Origin of the sequence: Nocardia cyriacigeorgica (assembly GCF_010868145.1) — a bacterium.
Lineage (GTDB): Bacteria > Actinomycetota > Actinomycetes > Mycobacteriales > Mycobacteriaceae > Nocardia > Nocardia cyriacigeorgica_D.
This window is the reverse complement of sequence record NZ_JAAGUY010000029.1, coordinates 36,488-54,516: the sequence shown is the minus strand read 5'-3', so window position 1 is coordinate 54,516 and position 18,029 is coordinate 36,488. Positions and strand designations below refer to the sequence as shown.

The window sequence follows — 18,029 nt, the reverse complement described above, 5'->3', positions numbered from 1 at the left end:
TCGTCCCATGAGTAGGCCCGAGTGCCCTCCGCTGGCCCGTGCATAACGGGAATTCCGGGCAGCCGCAGCGCGATCGACGGCGGCTATGGGCGGGGTCGGGCACCGGATCGGACCAGATGTCATCACGGCGGGTCGCCGTTATATTCCAGTGATGGCCCGCAGTTGGAACTCTCTCGGTAAGCAGCTCGGCCTCATCGCGAAGGAGCAGGGGCCCAAGATCGTCAAGTCTCAGGCGCCGAAGCTGGTCGGCAAGTTGCAGCGCTCCACGCTGCTCGAACGTGCCGTCGGATCGCTGGCGCCACCGCGGCGCTCCGCGAGCGTGCCCGTCCGTCCGACCGCTTCCACACCGGTGCCCACCGCCCATCGCGCCCGCCAGATCGTCTATTCCCCGCATCTGGACGGCCGGGCCGACCCGGGCGAGATCGTGTGGACCTGGGTGCCGTTCGAGGAGGACCCCACCAACGGTAAGGACCGCCCCGTGCTCGTCGTCGGCCGCGACCGCCGGACATTGCTCGGTTTGATGCTGTCGTCGAACCCGATGCGCGCCCACGATCGGGACTGGGTCGGTATCGGCAGCGGCAGCTGGGATCACGAGGGCCGCCCGAGCTGGGTCCGGCTGGACCGGGTTCTCGACGTTCCCGAGGCGGGTATCCGCCGCGAGGGCGCCATCGTGCCACGCAAGACCTTCGATCTGGTCGCCCACCGTCTTGTCATCGAATACAACTGGAGCTGACCAACAGCAACGGACCCCGCGCCGACATCCGGTCGTTACGGGGTCCGTCGATCAAAGCGAATCAGCTGATCATGTCGCGGGAGCGACCGAACAGCATGCCGTAGATGAGTGCCCCGAGGCAGCCGCCGATCAGCGGGAACACCACGAATGCCCAGGACTGAGCCATGGCGCCGTCCTGGTAGGGCGCGACGCCGAGGCTGCGCGCCGGGTTCACCGAGGTGTTGTCGACCGGGATGGAAATCAGGTGAATGGCCGCAAGGGTGACACCGATGGACAGGCCGGCCAGGGGGACATCGGAGATCTGGTCGGTGGAGGCCAGCACCACGAACACCAGCAGCGCGGTCAGCATCACCTCGACGATGATCATCGCCGCCATCCCGTAGCCGTCCTGCACCACGACCTGCCCGAGCGGCCCCGTCACCGCCGACGGGCTGTGCTCACCCCAGCCGTTGGCGCCGAGCCCATCGACCGCGCGGTCGTAGGCCGGCAGGTTCTTCGCAATGGCGAACAGCACCAGACCGGACAGGAACGCGCCGATCAGTTGGGAGATGATGTATCCCACCGCGCTGACCGTGGACAGCCGGCCCATCAACAGCTGCCCGATCGTCACCGCCGGATTCACATGGCAGCCCGAGATCGGTCCTATGGCGTAGACCAGGAACATCAGCGTGAGACCGAAGGCCAGCGCCACCCCGAGCGCGCCGACCTTGTCCCCGGCCAGGACCGCGGTACCGACACCACCCATGACCAGGATGAATGTGCCGAGCGTCTCCGCCGCCCATTTCTTGGCCTCGGGTATCGGCTGCTGCTCGATGGCTTCCTCGACAACTTCCTGCGCAGTAGGTGACATGACGTCCGCCTTCCGAGAGGATCGTCCCCGCCACGGCGGAGAACACACCGGATAGTCCTGGGTCCCGCTGGAAAAACTGGTACGGCCGAAGTGAAAACGAACGTTACGCGAGGCGAGTGATCTCCACAACAACCTCCAGATCGGTCGAGCCGCCGCCGGAGAAGATGCCTTTCAACGGCGGCACATCCGCGTAATCGCGGCCCACACCGACCGACACGTGCTGCTCGTTGACCGGAGTGTTGTTCGTCGGGTCGTAGCCCCACCACATGCCGGTCCACGCCTCGATCCAGGCATGCGACTGCCCGGCCGTGGTCGCACCGATCTCGGCGTCCGGATGCGGATGGAGATAGCCCGAGACATACCGGCTGGGTATCCCCATGCTGCGCAACAGCACCAGCGTCAGATGCGCATAGTCCTGGCAGACGCCCTGCCGGTCGGCGAAGGCCTGCACCGCCGAGGTGTGCACCGAGGTGGTACCGGCGAGGTAGCACATTTCCCGATGCACCCATTCTGCAGCGCGCACAACGGCTTTCGCGGGCGCGACGCCACGAGCCAACTGCCGGGAGACGGCAGCCAGCTTCCGCTCGCGTGGCACATACGTGGTCGCGGCGAGCATCTCGTCGAAGCGATCACGGATCCGCTCATCACCCAGCTGATCCCAGGACAGTTCCTCGGCCGGTCTGGTGAACGGTTCGGTCTCCACCACCGAGGCGCCGGTGACCTCCAGTTCGGTATGTGGTGCGTGCAGATCGAAAGAGGTGACGGCGGTCCCCCAATAGTCGGTATACCGGTAGGACCTGGTCGCGGGTACCGTCTCGACCCGATTCAGGATGACGTTCTGCCTGCTGTCCGCGCGCGGGGTCAGCCGCGCCTCATTGAACGACCGGGTCACCGGCGCGTCGTAGACATATCCGGTGGTGTGCACCACCCGCATCCGCCAGCTCACAGTTCGCCCACCTCCTGCATCTGATCCCGGCTGCTACGCAGATCCGTCCACGCCACCCAGGGCGCGGCATGGAAGTACTGCCTCGCGATGGCCTCACTGACCTCACGGCAGGTCTGCTGCAATAACAGCAGCCGATCCTGCAGATCCTCGAGCAGTGCTCCCGGCGGCACGAATTCCAGTTCGCTGCGCGCCCGCCCGAGTAGCCGCTGCGCCTCATGCCTGGTCCCGAACCGGCTGTTGGGCCGCTGGTCGAGTTCGGCGAGGCAGGTTTCGGCCACCCGCACCGAATGGAACACCGATCGCGGGAACAACCGATCGAGCAGGATGAACTCCGCGACCAGATGCGCATCCAGAGCACCGCGGTGAGTGCGCAGATAAGTGTCGTGCGCACCCGCCGACCGCAATACCGTCACCCAGGCGGGTGAGGAGGTGCGGTCGCCCGCGCGCGAGAGCAGTAGGCGCACCGTCATGTCGACGCGTTCGATCGACCGTCCGAGCAACAGGAAGCGGTAGCCATCGTCGCGGCTGAGCGTCGAATCCGACAGGCCGGCGAACATGGCCGCACGGTCCTTGATGTAGTGGAAGAACTCGTGCGGGCCGAGACCACGCGCCGCCTTCTCCGTCGCCGCCAGACCGATGTAGGTGGCGTTGAGGCACTCCCACATCTCGCTCGACGTCACTTCCCTGGCACCCCTGGCATTTTCGCGGGCATTGGCCACCGAGTCGATGATCGAGCCACCGTGATGGCGGCTGAACGCCACCAGATCGGTCACCGACCAGACGTCGAGCGTCCGGGCCGGTGGTTCGATACCGAGCACCCGAAGCAGCACCCGCGAGGTGCGGTCGGGGTCGACGGTGGCGTCCTCGAGCAACTGATGCACGGCGACGTCGAGAATGCGGGCGGTGTCGTCGGCGCGCTCGACATAACGGCCGATCCAGTACAGCGATTCCGCATTGCGCGCCAGCATCACTGTTCCTGCTGCTGCTGTTGCTGCTGCAGGGTGGCCTGGGCGGCGGTGAGTTCGCGGCCCGATTCGAACGCATCGGCCTGCGGTGGATCACCGACCAGTTCGGCACCCGCCAGTTCCCGGTCCGCGCGCGAGGTCCGTGGCGACAGCACCCAGGTGTCCTTGCTGCCGCCGCCCTGGCTCGAGTTGACCACCAGCGATCCGGCGGGCAAGGCCACCCTGGTCAGGCCGCCGGGCAGCACCCAGATGTCCTCACCGTCGTTGACGGAGAAGGGCCGCAGATCCACATGCCGAGGCACCAGCTCGTCGCCGACCTTCGTCGGCACCGTGGACAGCTGCACCACCGGCTGCGCGATCCAGCCCCGCGGGTCCGCTCTGATCTTGCGGCGAGCGGCGTCGAGTTCCCTGGTACTCGCATCCGGCCCGATGACGATGCCGTAACCGCCGGAGCCCTCCACCGGCTTGATCACCAGCTCGGCGATCCGGTCGAGTACCTGCGTGCGTTCGTCGTCGAGCCAGCAGCGGTAGGTGTCGACATTGGGCAGGATCGGCTTCTCCCCGAGGTAGTACTCGATGATCGTCGGCACGTAGGTGTAGCTGAGTTTGTCGTCGCCGACGCCGTTGCCCACCGCGTTGGCGATCACGACATTGCCCGCGCGCGCCGCGTTGAGTACGCCCGCGACGCCGAGCACCGAATCCGGCCGGAAATGCATCGGGTCCAGGTAGGAGTCATCGATGCGGCGGTAGATCACGTCGACCTGCCGTTCACCGGCGGTGGTCCGCATGTAGACGACGTTGTCGCGGCAGAACAGGTCGCGTCCCTCCACTAGTTCGACACCCATCTGCCTGGCCAGCAGCGAATGTTCGAAGTAGGCGGAGTTGTGCACGCCGGGGGTGAGCACGACGACGGTGGGGTCGGCCTCGTTGGGCGCCGCCGACGCGCGCAGCGCCCGCAGCAGATGGCTCGCATAGTCACCGACGGCGCGCACCCGGTGCGAGGCGAACAAGTCGGGGAAAACCCGTGCCATGGTGCGTCGGTTCTCCATCACATAGGACACTCCGGACGGTGAGCGCAGGTTGTCCTCCAGCACCCGGAACGCGCCGAGCTCGTCGCGGACCAGGTCGATACCCGCTACATGGATACGCACGCCGTTGGGTGCGACCAGGCCCGCCGCCTCTCGATGGAAGTGCCGGCACGAGGTGACCAGCCGTTTCGGGATGACCCGATCACGCAGGATGTTCTGCTCGCCGTAGACGTCGGACAGAAACATCTCCAGCGCCCGCACCCGCTGCCTGATACCGCGCTCGAGCTTGGCCCACTCCGCCGCCGCGATCACCCGCGGCACCAGATCCAGCGGAAACGGCCGTTCCTGACCCGACAGCGAGAACGTGATGCCCTGGTCGATGAACGCACGATCGAGCGCCTCGGACCTGGCAGCCAGATCCGCCGCATCGATGGGTGCCAGCGCCGCATGGATCCCCTTGTACGGCGACCGCACCCGGCTGTCGGCATCGAACATCTCGTCGAACGCCGCAGCGAAGCGGCCCGGCCCATATCCGTCGAACAGTACGGATGGGCCCCTCCGACTATGACCGCCCGCCCGTCTGCCCGCCCGAACCGGGCGGACCTGCGCGACGGGTCGAGCCGGACGGGGCGGCGAGGTAGGGGTCATTCCGAAATCGTGCATCACCCAGCGACGATGCCGGGTGAGACACACGTAAACTTCTCGCATCGCGATGACGGATCGCGCGGTGGCGCTCACGACGGCCTTTCGGCGGCCGACACCGATTTCGTGTGCCGCGAGGGTGCTGGTACCCTCGATCTTCGGCGCAGCGTTACCCATACCCGGCGTAATCGCAGGGCACGATGCGCGCTACCAGACTTCAGAAGACAGCCATCAGCGACAAAGGAAACCAGAGGATACAGGCGTGGCCAACATCAAGTCCCAGATGAAGCGGATCCGGACCAACGAGGAAGCGCGTCAGCGCAACCAGTCGGTGAAGTCCGCGCTGCGCACCGCCGTCCGTAGCTTCCGCGAAGCCGCCGCCGCCGGCGACAAGGAAGCCGCTGGCGAGCGCCTGCGTTTCGTGAGCCGCAAGCTCGACAAGGCCGCCTCCAAGGGCGTCATCCACGCCAACCAGGCCGCCAACAAGAAGTCGGCGCTCTCGCTGGCCTTCAACAAGATCTGATTTTTCCGGTACCGCTCGGTACCGTCTCGACGCTCCAGCCGCCGCGGCCACGACGACCGCGGCGGCTTTCGCTGTCTGCGCAGCTCGTCGCCGCATTGTGTGCGGTGCGCCGCATGCTGTCGGTTAGCTGACGTACGATTCGCCCCATGGTGACCCTGTATGCGAATCAGACCGTGGTGCGTTCCGAGGACCTCCCGGAGGTGATCCGCGCCGCCGAGGTGCTCAATATCGGGGTGAAGATCGAGAACGTGGCCGTGCCCCTCGGCGACGACACCTACTCGATGGAGTGGATCGTCACCCGCGACGAGGAAGCGCCCGCCTACGAGGAGTGGGACGGCCGGTACGAGGAAGCCGACGAGGATCCGGCCGAACTCACCGTCGTCGAATAGCACCTACCTGTTCACCCCCTGTCCCCTCGGCCCGCTGTCGCGTACGGCGGGCCGACCGCCGTCCGCTGGTGCCCGGTGTCACGTGTCGTCGGCGAGGCGGTCCAGGGCCTGCTGTGACGCGGCATCGGCGGCCCGGTAGATGATCAGCCGCTGATCGGTCTCCTGGAGCGGCATCAGCACCTCGAAATCGACCGTGATCAGACCGACGACCGAATGGTTCATCCGTTTGCGCCCGCGGCCGCGCACCCGCACATCACGTTCGGCCCACGCCCGAGCGAACTCGGGGCTGTGGGCGCTGAAATCGGCGACCAGATCCGCCAATGCCTTGTCATCGGGATGCGCTGCCCACGCCGCACGCAAGTCGGCAATGCCCTCGCGGATGATCTGTTCGCGATCGACATAGAAATCGCGCATGCCCGGATGCAACAGGCATAACCACATGGTGTTGCGTTGCGTGGCCGGTAGCTCATCGAAATCCACCAACAACCTGGCCATTTCGCGGTTCCAGGTCAGGATGTCGTAGCGGTGGTCGACCAGCATGGCGGGCAATGGGGAGAGATCCTCGACCAGCATCGCCAGCGCCGGAGCCGCCACCGTGCTCGGCTTGTTGGCATAGGGCAGCCGCTGCTGAGCCAGGTCGAACATGTAGGCCGTCTCGTCGGGACTCAATTGCAGCGCCCGCGCCAGCGCCTCCAGGACCTCGGCGGACGGGCGCAGTCCACGCCCCTGTTCCAGCCGCACGATGTAGTCGGTGCTCACCCCGGCCAGCTCCGCGACCTCCTCGCGGCGCAGGCCCGGCGTGCGGCGCGTTTGTTTGCGAAGCGGCAGACCGAGGTCGGCGGGCGTCAACCGTTCCCGCCGCACGCGCAGGAATGCGCCGAACTCCCGAGTCGCGTTCATCGTCCCCGTCATCGTGCTCGATCTTACGGTCGGCGAGGGTGGGACCAGCTTTCCCAGGAAGAGCTCTCCCTTACCGCGGGGTCCGCGGACCAACAGACTCGTGTCGACGCATCACGCATACGACAGGAGCCGACATGGGGACCACTCTCGACACCTACCGGACCCTCGGGCGTTCGGGTCTGCGGGTATCACCGCTGTCATTGGGAACGATGACCTTCGGCGCGGACTGGGGCTGGGGCGCCGACAAGGACGAGGCTCGCAAGATCTTCGACACCTACCTCGATCGAGGCGGCAACTTCATCGACACCGCCAGCCAGTACACCGACGGCAGCTCCGAACAGCTGCTCGGCGAGTTCACCGCCGACAACCGGGAATCGCTGGTACTGGCAACGAAATACACCATGCTTCGCCGCCCGGGCGACCCGAACTCCGGTGGCAACCACCGCAAGAGCATGTTCGCCTCGGTCGAGGCGAGCCTGCGCCGGTTGAACACCGACTACATCGACCTGCTCTACCTGCATGCCTGGGATTTCCTGACTCCGGTGGAGGAAATCCTGCGGGCGATGGACGATCTGGTGCGCGCGGGCAAAGTGCTGTACGTGGGAATCTCCGACGCCCCGGCCTGGCAGATCTCGCGCATGCAGACCATTGCCGACCTGCGCGGATGGTCGCCGTTGATCGCGTTGCAGATCGAGTACAGCCTTATCGAACGCACCGTGGAGCGCGAGCTGATTCCCATGGCCACCGAACTCGGACTCGGTGTGATTCCCTGGTCGCCGCTGGGGAGTGGGGTACTCACCGGCAAGTACACGCGCGCCGACCTCGCCGATGAGGCGTCGGCCTCGCCCGCCGGGTCACGTAAGAATGTCGCGGCGGCCAGTGGCGCATTAACCGGACGTGGGCTCGCTATCGCCGACGTCGTCGGTGCGGTGGCCGGCGAACTGGGCCGGTCGCCGGCGCAGGTGGCTATCGCCTGGACGCTGCGGAATCCTGGGGTCGCCTCGCCCATCGTCGGTGCCCGCACCGCTGCACAGCTGGAGGACAATCTGGGCGCGCTGGATGTCGAGTTCGACGCCGCACAGCTGGCTCGGTTGGAGCGGGCCAGCGCCATCGAACTCGGTTTCCCGCATGATTTTCTGGCTCGCCCGATGGCCCGCCAGGTCGTCTTCGGCGATCTGAGGATCGAGGGTGCCGCCTGAGGAGTTGCGGTTGTGTCGCGAAGCCGGGCCCGGTTGGGCTCGGCCCCGCGACATCCGGTCGCCGTAAGCGTTCACGTGAATCAACGCACCGACCCGCCATCCGGCGTGGTCGCTGCCGACGATCGTTGACGGAGTACCGATGAATTCCGCGAATCCCTCTTCCCGCAGCATCCTCGAGCGTGCGAAGCTGCCCGCTCGCGCCGCGTCCTTCGTCCAGCCGCTGCTGTTGTCGCTGCTGATGACCTGCATCGTCTCGTTGATCAGCACTCTGATGAGCGACGGCATCGCGGTCGGGCTCTGGTTACGGTCGTGGGCGGTGTCGTGGCCGATCGCGTTTCCGACGTTGTTGCTGGTGCTTCCGGTCGTTCGGCGCATCACGATGCTGGTCGTACGCACCGCCTAAGGCGTTGCCGCACCGGCTTTTCAGACCGATCCCGGCCGCTGCGTATGCGGTTGCCGGGTCACCGGGCGGCCCGGGTCAGCGGCCGTGCAAGTCGAGGATCTGCATGACCGCGTGCTCGAGGGCATACGATGAATCCGCCGCTCCGCCTTTGACGTCGGCGTTCAACGTCGCCACTACTTGCAGCGCGGTGCCGATGGTTGCGGGGGTCCAGCCGCGTGATTGTGCCTGGGCCTTCTTCACCTTCCACGGGGGCATACCGAGCGGACCGGCCAGCTTGAACGGGTCGCCGCGTCCGGCCGAACCGACCTTGGCGATTGTGTGCACCGAATCGGCCAGCGCGTCGGCCAGCAGAACATGCGGCACACCCCGATCGTCGGCCCAGCGCAGCGCCTCCATCGCACCGGACCGATCACCGGTCACCGCCAGCTCGGCCACATCGAACCCGGATACTTCGGCCTTACCGGAGTAGTAGCGCCGCACCGCCGCGACGTCGATCTTGCCGCCGGTGTCGGCTGCCAGCTGCGAACTTGCCGCCGCCAACTCTCTGAGGTCGGAACCGACCGCTTCGAGCACGACCTGCACCACCTCACCCGAGACCCGGGCACCCGCGGCACGAAACTCGGCGCGGACGAACTCGGCCCGTTCGGATGCCTTGCTGAGCTTGGCGCAGTTGTGCACGACCGCGCCCGCCTTCTGGAGCGCCGGCGCCAGCGCTTTGGCTCGCCCACCTCCTGAGTGCAGCACCATGAGCACCACGCCGTCGGGTGGGTCGCCCGCTGCCTCGGTGATCACCGCGACGGCGTCCTTACCCGCCTCCGCGGCAGACTCCAGAATGATCACCCGGTCCTCGGCGAACAGCGATGGACTCAACAGCTCGGCCAGTTCGGCGGTACTGGCGTCTCCCGCCCGAAGGCGGTCCACCGGCACACCCTCCGGATCCGGCGCCTCAGCCTTGACCTGCGCGGTCACACTCGCGACCGCACGCTCGATCAACAACTCCTCGTCCCCGAGCACCAGGTGGACCGCCGCAGGTCGTTCGCTCACGCCCCCGATCCTACGGTCGGTGTCTGACAGCGCCCGACGTGCGGGGCCGGTCGACATCACGACATACGCGAGCGCTGTGCCGAGCTGTCCACGTGCACGTCGACAGGCCGCAGCACCGGCGACGCGACCCGCGCTCGGAGCACATGGAAATCGCTGGTGGCCACCTGGCGGCAGCGAACGGCCAGGCGGCGCACGCCCACCGGGAAGTCGCGGCGTCCGGGCCAGCCGCTGATGGGGATGTCGCGGTCGGTGTACAGGTGCGGCGCCCGCCGTGCGCACTTCCAGGTTGCCGCCATCGACGACGACGGCAATGGCTCCGTCACGGTCGGTGCGGGCGATGGTGGCGTCCGATGTTTCCAGGTCAGCGAGAACACCGGGGTGAGGGTGACCGAAGGTGTTGTCTGCGCCCGCGCTGATGATCGCCAGGCGCGGGTGGACAGCTCGGAAGAATTCCGGCGCGGTCGTGCGTGAACCATGGTGTGGCACCTTGAGGATGTCGGCGCGGATCGGGGCGCCGGCGCGGAGAAGTGCACGCTGGGCGCCGGCTTCGATATCGCCGGTGAGAAGGACGCGACCGGCAGCCGTATCCGCGGCAAGGACCACCGAGCGGTCGTTGGCGGTATCGAGGTCGAGCGGACCTGCCCGCCGAGTGGCAGGCACTTCCGGCGCGAGCACATGCAGGACGAGCTCGCCGGCGCTGACCCGGCAGCCGCTGGTCAGCTCGATCACTGGGATGTTCGCCCGATGAATTACCCGCGCAACCTCCGCGCGCCCGGCGTCGTAGTCGGCATCGCGATCACCGGCATCGGTGTGGCTCGCCTCGGTGTGGCCGACGTCAGGGAGACCGACAATGGGGTGGTCGGCATCGGGTTCCGATCGAACAACGTCTTTCGGAGAGTGCGTGTTCGGTGGGACGAGCGAAGAATCTGGCGCGGGGTCAAACCCTTGCTGTGCTCGGATTCCTTGCGCACCCTCTGGTCCCGATCTCGGCGCATCCGCGGTCTCGGCCGCACCGCACCACGCCGGTACCTGCGACGCCTTCGGGTCCGCGAGTTCACTCGCTTCCACTGCGACAGGCTGAGTGGTGGGACCACGTGTCGGTAATTCACCGGGGCCGACCGCGATCGCGCCGACCTCGCGTCCCTCCAGCGCACCAGCAAGCCCGCCGATGTGGTCGGCATGTGGATGCGTCATAACCAGCAGCGGTATTCGGGTGATGTCGAGCCGATCCAGGCAGGCACGGATCGCGCGGGGGTCGGGTCCGACATCGATGACGACGGCACTGCCGGGGCCGGTCGCCAATGCCAGGCCATCGCCCTGGCCGACATCGCAGGCGGCAAGCACCCATCCGTCGGGCGGCCAACCCGAGAACCAGAGCCGGACCGGAACGAGGACCGCGGCACTGCTGATCAGCACGGCCGCCGCCAGTCTGCGCACAAGAGCCGACCGCAGCAGCCAGATGCCCGCGACGACGATCACGCAAGAGATCAGGCCTCCGGTCGAACCGCCCGGCACCGCGACCATCGCGCCCGGTATCGCGGCACAATATTCAGCGACCGACAGCAACCACCACATCGGTGGTGCCGCACAACGCAGCACGAGTTCGGCAAGCGGCATCCACGCAGACGCCAGTACCGCGCCGGCGGCGCCGATTACCGTGATCGGTGCAATGACCGGCGCAACAAGGACATTCGCCACCACCGCTACGAGGCTGAGCTTGCCGCTCAATGCCACCACGATCGGCGTGGTCACCACGAACGCCGCCGCCGACACCGCGACGATCTCCGCCGGTAGACGCCACAATCCCTTGGCCTTCAACCATTCCGTCCAGCTCGGTGCGAGCAGGATCAGCGCGCCTGTCGCCAGGACCGAGAGCGCGAACCCCGCCGACACCGCGAGCGCGGGCCACACCGCAAGCAGCCCGATCACCGCCGCACACAATGCGGGTAAGGCTTGTCGCCGTCTGCCGGTCAGCAGAGCCAGCAAGGTGACCCCACCCATGGCCGCGGCCCGCAGGACACTCGGATCCGGCCGCGCGATGACGACGAACATCAGCAACGCGGCGGCCGCGACAACCACCGTCATCCGCGGACCGAGCGTGAGCAGTCGGGTGAGGAACAGTGCGACAGCCAGCAAGATCGTGAAATTCGCGCCGCTGACGACAGTTAGATGTTGCAGGCCGGCGGTTTCGAAATCACGACGCACCTCATCGGACAGAGCGGAGGTGTCTCCGACGACCAGTGCGGGCAGCGACCCGGCGGCCGCGGCGGGTAGCGCCGCGGCAGACGCCGCGACCAGGTCCGCCCGCACCGAGCCCGCGAGCCGCTGCCACCAGGGCAATGGGCCTGCTGCGGCCGGGTCACTCAGGGCGCGCAACGTCACCACGGTCAGGTCACGCATCCGCGGCGGGGAGGGTCTGGCCCGAAACTCGATCGGTTGACCAGGCAGTAGCTGCGCCCATGCCTGACCGGTCGCCAGAATCACCACCGTGCCACCGGCCCGCACAACGGTCGAACCCTGCTGATACTCCCGCAGATTCGCCCGCACCAACCAAGTCCGTTCACCGCCGAACGTCGCACCCCGCACCGGTTTCGGATCATCCACCGGTGTCACCGCCACCCGCACCGACGCACCTGCGGCCACTGCTCGGAGCGGATGGGTCTGCACACGGTGATCGCGCCAGGCGGCGGCCACCGCGAACCCGACTCCCAGTACGACCGCACCCAACGCGACCAACGCAACCGCCCGCCACCGCTCCCGCCGGTGCGCCACCGCCCACATCAACCCCACCCACAACCCGATCGCCGCGACCGTCGCCCCCAGTGCAACCGTCACCCCGACCCGCCACCCGGTGCTCAGCACGAGCACAGTCACCATCCAGCAGCACACCGCTGCCGGGAGGAGCCGCCCATCGAGCCTCGCCTCGACTTCCTCGTCGTTCGCCACCCCGGCGCGATCGGGTTCCGTCCCACTCGCCGACCGCTCGCGCTGCGGTGCCGGTTCACGCGGGGCCACCGCCGGGGCCGGGATCGGTGATTTCATATCGTCACCAGGTCGCGGAGCCTGGCCAGGCGGGCGGGGCCGATGCCGTCCACGTCACCCAATTGCTCGATATCGGTGAAGCGGCCGTTCGTCGTGCGCCAGGCGATGATGGCGCGGGCGGTGACGGGACCGATGCCGGGAAGGGCATCGAGATCGGATTCGGCGGCGGAGTTGAGATTCACTCGCGTGGCCGGAGCCGAGGAGGTGGCAGAGCCGGGTGCGGCCGAACTCGCAGTGCCGGATGCTCGGTCGGACATCCCGATGGTGGTGCTGCCAAGGCGCGGTCCGCCGGGCGCGGCGTCCACTGCTCCGACGACCACCTGATCGCCGTCGGCCAGTCGCTGAGCAAGGTTGATCCCGGCCAGGTCGGCGCCCTCGCGAGCCCCGCCTGCGGCAGCCACCGCATCGGCGACCCTCGAGCCTGGCGGAACGCGGACCAGTCCGGATTTGTGCACCAGGCCGACCACGCTCACCACCAGCTCGGCAGTGGCGCCATCCGGTGCGGGGTTGGGTGCAGCAGCGGTGTGTGCAGCCGGATCTGCACCGGACGGCGGAGCTCCCGGAACCGGAGCTGCGGTGTACACCGCAGCAACCGGCGGGACCTGCTGCGCGACTGGTCGTTCCCATAGCAGCACCACGACCGTGACCAATGCCGCGACGAGGCCGACCCCCGCCATCGTCAATACCCCGCGCCGACCCGGGTCCATCCGCGCCCGCCGAAAGCGTGACGGCACCAGCCGGTCTCGCCAACGATGGCGGGAGCCGCCGGGATCGTCCAGCCAGCCGGGCGCCTTCACTTCGCCGACCCCCTCGATGTCACCCTGGTCTCTCGGTGGGTCGTCGGGTGGGAGCTCGTCGAAGTTCCACCCCCCTGACTGGGCATCGGCTACCGAATCCGGATGGCCCCCTGCGGGTTCCGCATGACCTGAATTGCCTGGCGGATCCGATGCGCCGAGCCGGGCACCACCCCGCTGCGTATCGGTTGCCGACCGTCGCCCCCGCCCGGAGTTCCCCTCCCACTCCGGGTGGGATGCCGCGACCGATCTCGCGATGGTTCCCGATCGCGTCGATGTGGCAGGTTCCGTCGCCGCCCGGGTCGCACCGACCCGTGCGGTCAGTACGCCGAGTCGTTCCCGGATCCGTTCGCGTTCCTCGTGTCGTGACATGGCGGCAACGCTAGGGCCGGCCAGGTGCGGTATGCCCATGCCGACCAGGCATTTCGAGAAACCTGTGGATAACTGCGAGCATGTGCACAACTCGCTCGGACACGCCGGCTCACCGGTCGGACGCAGGCATCCGTTCATTCACCGGATGCGAGGATTCGCCCGTGTCAGCACCCACCGGGCAAGACCAGCACACCCACCGCCCCGACGCCGAGATGAACAGCCAGCGCCGGCCCGAATTCGGCGGTGATCACTTCATTCACGCCGGGGACCAGTTCCCGCAACTGCGTGGCCAGCGTATCGGCGGCCTCCGGGGCGCCCAGATGTTGCACCGCCACCGCCGCACCGTCCTCCCCCGCGGCTTCCACGGCCGCGGCGATCAGCTTCGCGTAGGCCTTGGAGCGGGTCCGTACCTTCTCGCGCAGCTCCAGTTTGCCGCCGACGATCTGCAACAACGGCTTGGTGACGAGCTCGCTGCCGAAGAACGACGCAGCGGAACTGAGCCGTCCACCCCTGCGTAGCTGCTCGGTCCGGTTCACCAGAATGAAGGTCCTGGCTCGCGCGGCCGCCGCGACGGCCGCGTCGTAGACCACGTCCAGGCCTGCGCCGGAGCAGGCACGCCGGGCTGCCGCCAATACCGGGAGGCCGGTGGCCAATCCGGCACCGAGCGAATCGACGAGCCGCACGCGGTCGGCCGCATCCATATCGCGCACAGCCTGCCTGCCCGCCTCCCAGGTACCCGACAGCTGGCGCGACAAATGCACCGCGACCACTCCGTCGCCGCCGCTACGGGCCAATGCCGATTCATAGGCGGCACGCAGCTCACCAGGCGAAGGCGCCGAGGTGGTCACGGCATCGGAGCCGTAGTCGATGTCGAGATCGTCGATACCCTCGCGTGCCGCGCGGTCGCCGACCAGAACATGCAGCGGCACAACGCCTATGCCCAGTTCACCGACGAGGTGGGCGGGCAGGCTCGCGGACGAATCGGTGACGACCACGACGGCCACGGACTACCGAACCTCCTGCAGGGTTTTCACCATCGCATTCGCCACAGCGGTGTGCCCGTCCCAGCCCCAATGGATGCCGTCGGGGTTGGCCGCATCGGAGAAGATGTTGTCGCGCACCGCTTCCCCGAGGTCGACCAGCGGTACCGAAGTCCGGCCCGACCATGCGCGCAACGCACGCACCGCACGTTCGCGCCCGCGATGGACCCGCCCGTATGCGTCGCAGTTGTGCACCGAGGGCAGCACTGCCACCACCGGGAGGTCCGGGCGCAGTTGCGCCAGCGCCTCCCGCGACTGTTCGAGGTAGCTCACGCTGACCTTCGGCGGAAGTGCCACCGGCCGACCGAGCTTGGACAGTTTGGGCTGCAGCCACTGGTAGGCCGACCGCACCCCGCGCCGCAGAGCGGGCGGACGCAGGTAGCGGATCATTTCCCGCAGCGCCGTTGGCAACGGCGAAGGCAGACTGTCCATGCCGCCCACGGCGAACACCACGGCGCCGGCACGCGGCACCGCCGCCCACACCCGCGGATCACCGATCAGTGCCCAATACCCGTCGCGGCAGGTCCAGCCGATGCGTGCGACCAGCTCGACATCCCAATCCAGTTCTGCACCCACCAGATTCGGCCAGATGCGGGGATGATCGGCCGGAAGGCCACCTTCGGGTCCGAAATAGGCCAGCGAGTCCGCGATCACCAACAGGATGGGACGTGGAGCTTCCTGCGACACCGCGACGGCGCCCTCCGCCGCAGCAGCCGCACGCTCCCCCGTCTCCGCAGCTGCGGGCTCGCTGTCTGCGAAGGGATCGATGTTCGCGGGCACGGAACCGTCGACCTCTGCCACGGATCCGGCCGCTTCGGCGGATTCAGCCCCGACAGCGACCGTCGGCGCATCCGGATCAGTGATCGTGGCCGCATCGGCTACGGGCTCGCCGGTCACGGCATCGGCGGGGTCGACCGTAGTCCGGTCCGGCACCGCGGCAACAGGACTCACTGCCTCGTCACGCGCAGGTTCGGACTCGTTTGTCACGTCTGCGACGGATGATGTCGGATCCGAGTCGGCACCCTCAGCGATCGGTTCGGCGGCAACAACCGCATCATCCGGCGATCCATCCACGACCGGATCAGCCTCGGACAGTTCTGCCGAGCCCACCGCCGAATCGGCTACCGCCGTAGCGATCTCATCCCGACCTGCCTGCTCGGCCTCAGATTTCATGTCAGCGTCGACGGCGTCCGGAGGCTCGGTGGGGGGCTCCGGCACAGCCTCCGCTCCCGCGCCGGACCTATCGGCGCCGAGGGCGGTCTCCGGCGACGGCGTTGCCGGGCTCGGAGTCGGCGGCGGCCCGAACAGGGCATCCGGGAGGGCACGTTCCGGTTTGGCGGAAACCTTCCGGAACAGTTCATCCGGCACTTGCCGGAGGGGCTCTTCAGAGGACATCGGGAGCTACCTTCGCCGCTGCGTTCCACACATCGAGGCGCCAGCCGGGCTGGTCGATGCTCGGGCCGTGGCTGCTCAGCTGCACCCAACTGGTGTTGGCCAGGCCGCCAAGGGCGGGCCAGCTCCGTGGCGGCAGGTCGAGCAGCGCTGCCGTGAGGGCGGCGATCAGCCCGCCGTGCGCCACCAGGATGATAGTCCCGCCGGGCCAATCCTGCCGCTCGGCGAACAGTTCTCGCACCACCGGGAGCGAACGCGCACCGACCTCGAGTTTGCTCTCGCCATTGGGCGGGGTGAAGCTCGCGTCGAGCCGCCATGCCACCCGGGCTCCGGGATAGCCCGCATCGACCTCCATGTGGTCGAGCCCCTCCCAGTCACCGAGGTTGGTCTCACGCAGACGTGGATCGCGGACAACCTCGATACCGGTGTGATCGGCCAGCGCCACCGCGGTCTCGTAGGCGCGCTTGAGGTCGGAGGACACGATGGCGATCGCATTGTGGGTCACCAGCTCTCGCGCCGCCTCCTTGGCCTGGCGGCGGCCGAGTTCGGTGAGATCGGTGTCGATCTGGCCCTGCATCCGATCGATGGCATTCCATTCGGTCTGCCCGTGGCGCAACAGGATCAGCTTGCGCACATGGCTGTACTTCGAACTCACTCGCCATCCTCGGAAGTCTCCGCGGCAGTGGTCGCCGGCGCGGCGATGCCGTCGACCGGAACCACCGGGCAGTCCTTCCACAAACGTTCCAGCGCATAGAAGTTGCGTTCGTCGTTGTGCTGGATGTGCACCACGACGTCGACGTAGTCCAGCAGCGCCCAGCGGCCCTCGCGGGTACCTTCGCGGCGCACCGGCTTGTGACCGGCGGCGCGCAGCTTTTCCTCGACGTTGTCGACGATCGCGTTGACCTGACGTTCGTTCGGCGCGGACGCGATCACGAAGCAGTCGGTGATCACCAATTGCTCGGACACATCGAGCACCACGACATCGGTAGCCAGCTTTTCATCGGCTGCCCGTGCGGCGACCCGCGCCATCTCCACCGCTTCGACAGAGGCCGTCATCCTCGCACCTCGCTGCGCTCGCTCACGCTCAGCTACCTTCCGCTTCTGCAGGCACATACAGGTGCCGCTTCGATATGTACTGCACGACACCGTCGGGGACGAGGTACCAGACCGGCCGGTTCTCAGCGGCGCGGCGGCGGCATTCGCTCGACGAGATCGCCAGGGCCGGGATCTCGATCATGGTCACCGCATCATTCGGAAGATCACGCAGATGCTCCTCGAGATGATCGGTGTGCAGTTCGTAACCCGGACGGCTCACCCCGACGAATCTCGCCAGGTCGAACAGTTCCGCCCAATCCTGCCACGTCAGGATATTGGCCAGCGCGTCCGCTCCGGTGATGAAGTAGAGCTCGGCATCCGGATGCTGTGATCGCAGGTCACGCAGGGTGTCGACGGTGTAGGTGACCCCACCGCGGTCGATATCGGCCCTGCTGACCGAGAACCGCGGGTTGGATGCCGTGGCGATAACGGTCATCAGGTAGCGGTCCTCGGCCGGGCTGACCTGCTTGTCCACCTTCTGCCATGGCTGTCCGGTGGGCACGAAGACAACCTCGTCGAGGTCGAATCGGTTGGCGACCTCGCTGGCTGCGACCAGGTGGCCGTGGTGGATGGGGTCGAACGTTCCGCCCATCACCCCGAGTTTGCGTCGAGGCCGGCCTGTCGTGTGCATGAGTGCCGAGCTTAACGGGTGCGCGGTGCACGACCGTTGTC

At 67.5% G+C, this 18,029-nt stretch carries 17 protein-coding genes and 1 pseudogene; 5 read left to right on the top strand and 13 right to left on the bottom strand.

Annotated elements, in window-relative coordinates; genetic code table 11:
- Positions 1 to 151 precede the first annotated feature (151 nt).
- The gene (locus GV792_RS24890) at positions 152 to 733 is read left to right on the top strand and encodes a type II toxin-antitoxin system PemK/MazF family toxin (protein WP_163826977.1); all 582 of its coding nucleotides are present in this window, start codon (positions 152 to 154) and stop codon (positions 731 to 733) included.
- Between the two features lie 61 nt (positions 734 to 794).
- Here the strand turns inward: GV792_RS24890 and GV792_RS24885 are convergent, their stop codons facing one another.
- The 4 genes from GV792_RS24885 to GV792_RS24870 all read right to left on the bottom strand — a co-directional run bounded on the left by GV792_RS24885 (position 795) and on the right by GV792_RS24870 (position 5,017).
- The gene (locus GV792_RS24885) at positions 795 to 1,583 is read right to left on the bottom strand and encodes an aquaporin (protein ID WP_163826975.1); all 789 of its coding nucleotides are present in this window, start codon (positions 1,581 to 1,583) and stop codon (positions 795 to 797) included.
- 103 nt (positions 1,584 to 1,686) lie between these two features.
- Positions 1,687 to 2,529: a transglutaminase family protein gene (locus GV792_RS24880; RefSeq protein ID WP_309138629.1), complete on the bottom strand. Its 843-nt coding sequence runs from the start codon at positions 2,527 to 2,529 to the stop codon at positions 1,687 to 1,689.
- Positions 2,526 to 3,497, bottom strand: coding sequence for an alpha-E domain-containing protein (locus GV792_RS24875; protein WP_163826973.1), 972 nt, complete (start codon positions 3,495 to 3,497; stop codon positions 2,526 to 2,528). The genes GV792_RS24880 and GV792_RS24875 overlap by 4 nt, the downstream gene beginning before the upstream one ends.
- Positions 3,497 to 5,017: a circularly permuted type 2 ATP-grasp protein gene (locus tag GV792_RS24870; protein WP_256670751.1), complete on the bottom strand. Its 1,521-nt coding sequence runs from the start codon at positions 5,015 to 5,017 to the stop codon at positions 3,497 to 3,499. The genes GV792_RS24875 and GV792_RS24870 overlap by 1 nt, the downstream gene beginning before the upstream one ends.
- Positions 5,018 to 5,426: 409 nt before the next feature.
- Here GV792_RS24870 and rpsT point away from each other — a divergent pair, with 409 nt between their 5' ends.
- Both rpsT and GV792_RS24860 read left to right on the top strand, forming a co-directional pair.
- Positions 5,427 to 5,687: a 30S ribosomal protein S20 gene (gene rpsT, locus GV792_RS24865; RefSeq protein WP_163826969.1), complete on the top strand. Its 261-nt coding sequence runs from the start codon at positions 5,427 to 5,429 to the stop codon at positions 5,685 to 5,687.
- A 146-nt stretch (positions 5,688 to 5,833) separates the two neighbouring features.
- On the top strand, positions 5,834 to 6,076 hold the full coding sequence (locus GV792_RS24860; RefSeq protein ID WP_163826967.1) for a hypothetical protein: 243 nt from the start codon (positions 5,834 to 5,836) through the stop codon (positions 6,074 to 6,076).
- Between the two features lie 78 nt (positions 6,077 to 6,154).
- Here GV792_RS24860 and GV792_RS24855 read toward each other — a convergent pair whose 3' ends face one another.
- Complete coding sequence (locus GV792_RS24855; RefSeq protein ID WP_163826965.1) at positions 6,155 to 6,988, bottom strand: helix-turn-helix transcriptional regulator; 834 nt, start codon at positions 6,986 to 6,988, stop codon at positions 6,155 to 6,157.
- 122 nt (positions 6,989 to 7,110) lie between these two features.
- Between GV792_RS24855 and GV792_RS24850 the strand changes: the two genes are divergently transcribed.
- Together GV792_RS24850 and GV792_RS24845 are read left to right on the top strand one after the other, a co-directional pair.
- Positions 7,111 to 8,175 carry an aldo/keto reductase gene (locus GV792_RS24850; protein ID WP_163826963.1) on the top strand — a complete coding sequence of 355 codons (1,065 nt, stop codon included), beginning with the start codon at positions 7,111 to 7,113 and terminating at the stop codon, positions 8,173 to 8,175.
- A gap of 139 nt (positions 8,176 to 8,314) precedes the next feature.
- Positions 8,315 to 8,578 carry a DUF2798 domain-containing protein gene (locus tag GV792_RS24845; protein WP_163826961.1) on the top strand — a complete coding sequence of 88 codons (264 nt, stop codon included), beginning with the start codon at positions 8,315 to 8,317 and terminating at the stop codon, positions 8,576 to 8,578.
- 75 nt (positions 8,579 to 8,653) lie between these two features.
- Here GV792_RS24845 and holA read toward each other — a convergent pair whose 3' ends face one another.
- The 8 genes and pseudogenes from holA to nadD all read right to left on the bottom strand — a co-directional run bounded on the left by holA (position 8,654) and on the right by nadD (position 17,988).
- Positions 8,654 to 9,622 carry a DNA polymerase III subunit delta gene (gene holA, locus GV792_RS29900; RefSeq protein WP_175583141.1) on the bottom strand — a complete coding sequence of 323 codons (969 nt, stop codon included), beginning with the start codon at positions 9,620 to 9,622 and terminating at the stop codon, positions 8,654 to 8,656.
- A gap of 1,065 nt (positions 9,623 to 10,687) precedes the next feature.
- Positions 10,688 to 12,022: pseudogene (locus tag GV792_RS29895) on the bottom strand (ComEC/Rec2 family competence protein); the annotation flags it as partial.
- A gap of 638 nt (positions 12,023 to 12,660) precedes the next feature.
- The gene (locus tag GV792_RS29315; protein WP_218580081.1) at positions 12,661 to 13,830 is read right to left on the bottom strand and encodes a ComEA family DNA-binding protein; all 1,170 of its coding nucleotides are present in this window, start codon (positions 13,828 to 13,830) and stop codon (positions 12,661 to 12,663) included.
- Between the two features lie 164 nt (positions 13,831 to 13,994).
- Positions 13,995 to 14,834, bottom strand: coding sequence for a DegV family protein (locus tag GV792_RS24825; protein ID WP_163826959.1), 840 nt, complete (start codon positions 14,832 to 14,834; stop codon positions 13,995 to 13,997).
- Positions 14,835 to 14,837: 3 nt separating this feature from the next.
- Positions 14,838 to 15,557, bottom strand: coding sequence for a diglucosylglycerate octanoyltransferase (gene octT / locus GV792_RS30150; RefSeq protein ID WP_163827004.1), 720 nt, complete (start codon positions 15,555 to 15,557; stop codon positions 14,838 to 14,840).
- Positions 15,558 to 16,254: 697 nt separating this feature from the next.
- Complete coding sequence (locus GV792_RS24815) at positions 16,255 to 16,917, bottom strand: histidine phosphatase family protein (RefSeq protein ID WP_163826957.1); 663 nt, start codon at positions 16,915 to 16,917, stop codon at positions 16,255 to 16,257.
- Positions 16,914 to 17,318: a ribosome silencing factor gene (rsfS, locus tag GV792_RS24810; RefSeq protein WP_163826955.1), complete on the bottom strand. Its 405-nt coding sequence runs from the start codon at positions 17,316 to 17,318 to the stop codon at positions 16,914 to 16,916. The genes GV792_RS24815 and rsfS overlap by 4 nt, the downstream gene beginning before the upstream one ends.
- A gap of 28 nt (positions 17,319 to 17,346) precedes the next feature.
- A complete protein-coding gene (nadD, locus tag GV792_RS24805) occupies positions 17,347 to 17,988 on the bottom strand; it encodes a nicotinate-nucleotide adenylyltransferase (protein WP_163826953.1) in 642 nt (213 codons plus the stop codon).
- Between the last annotated feature and the right edge of the window lie 41 nt (positions 17,989 to 18,029).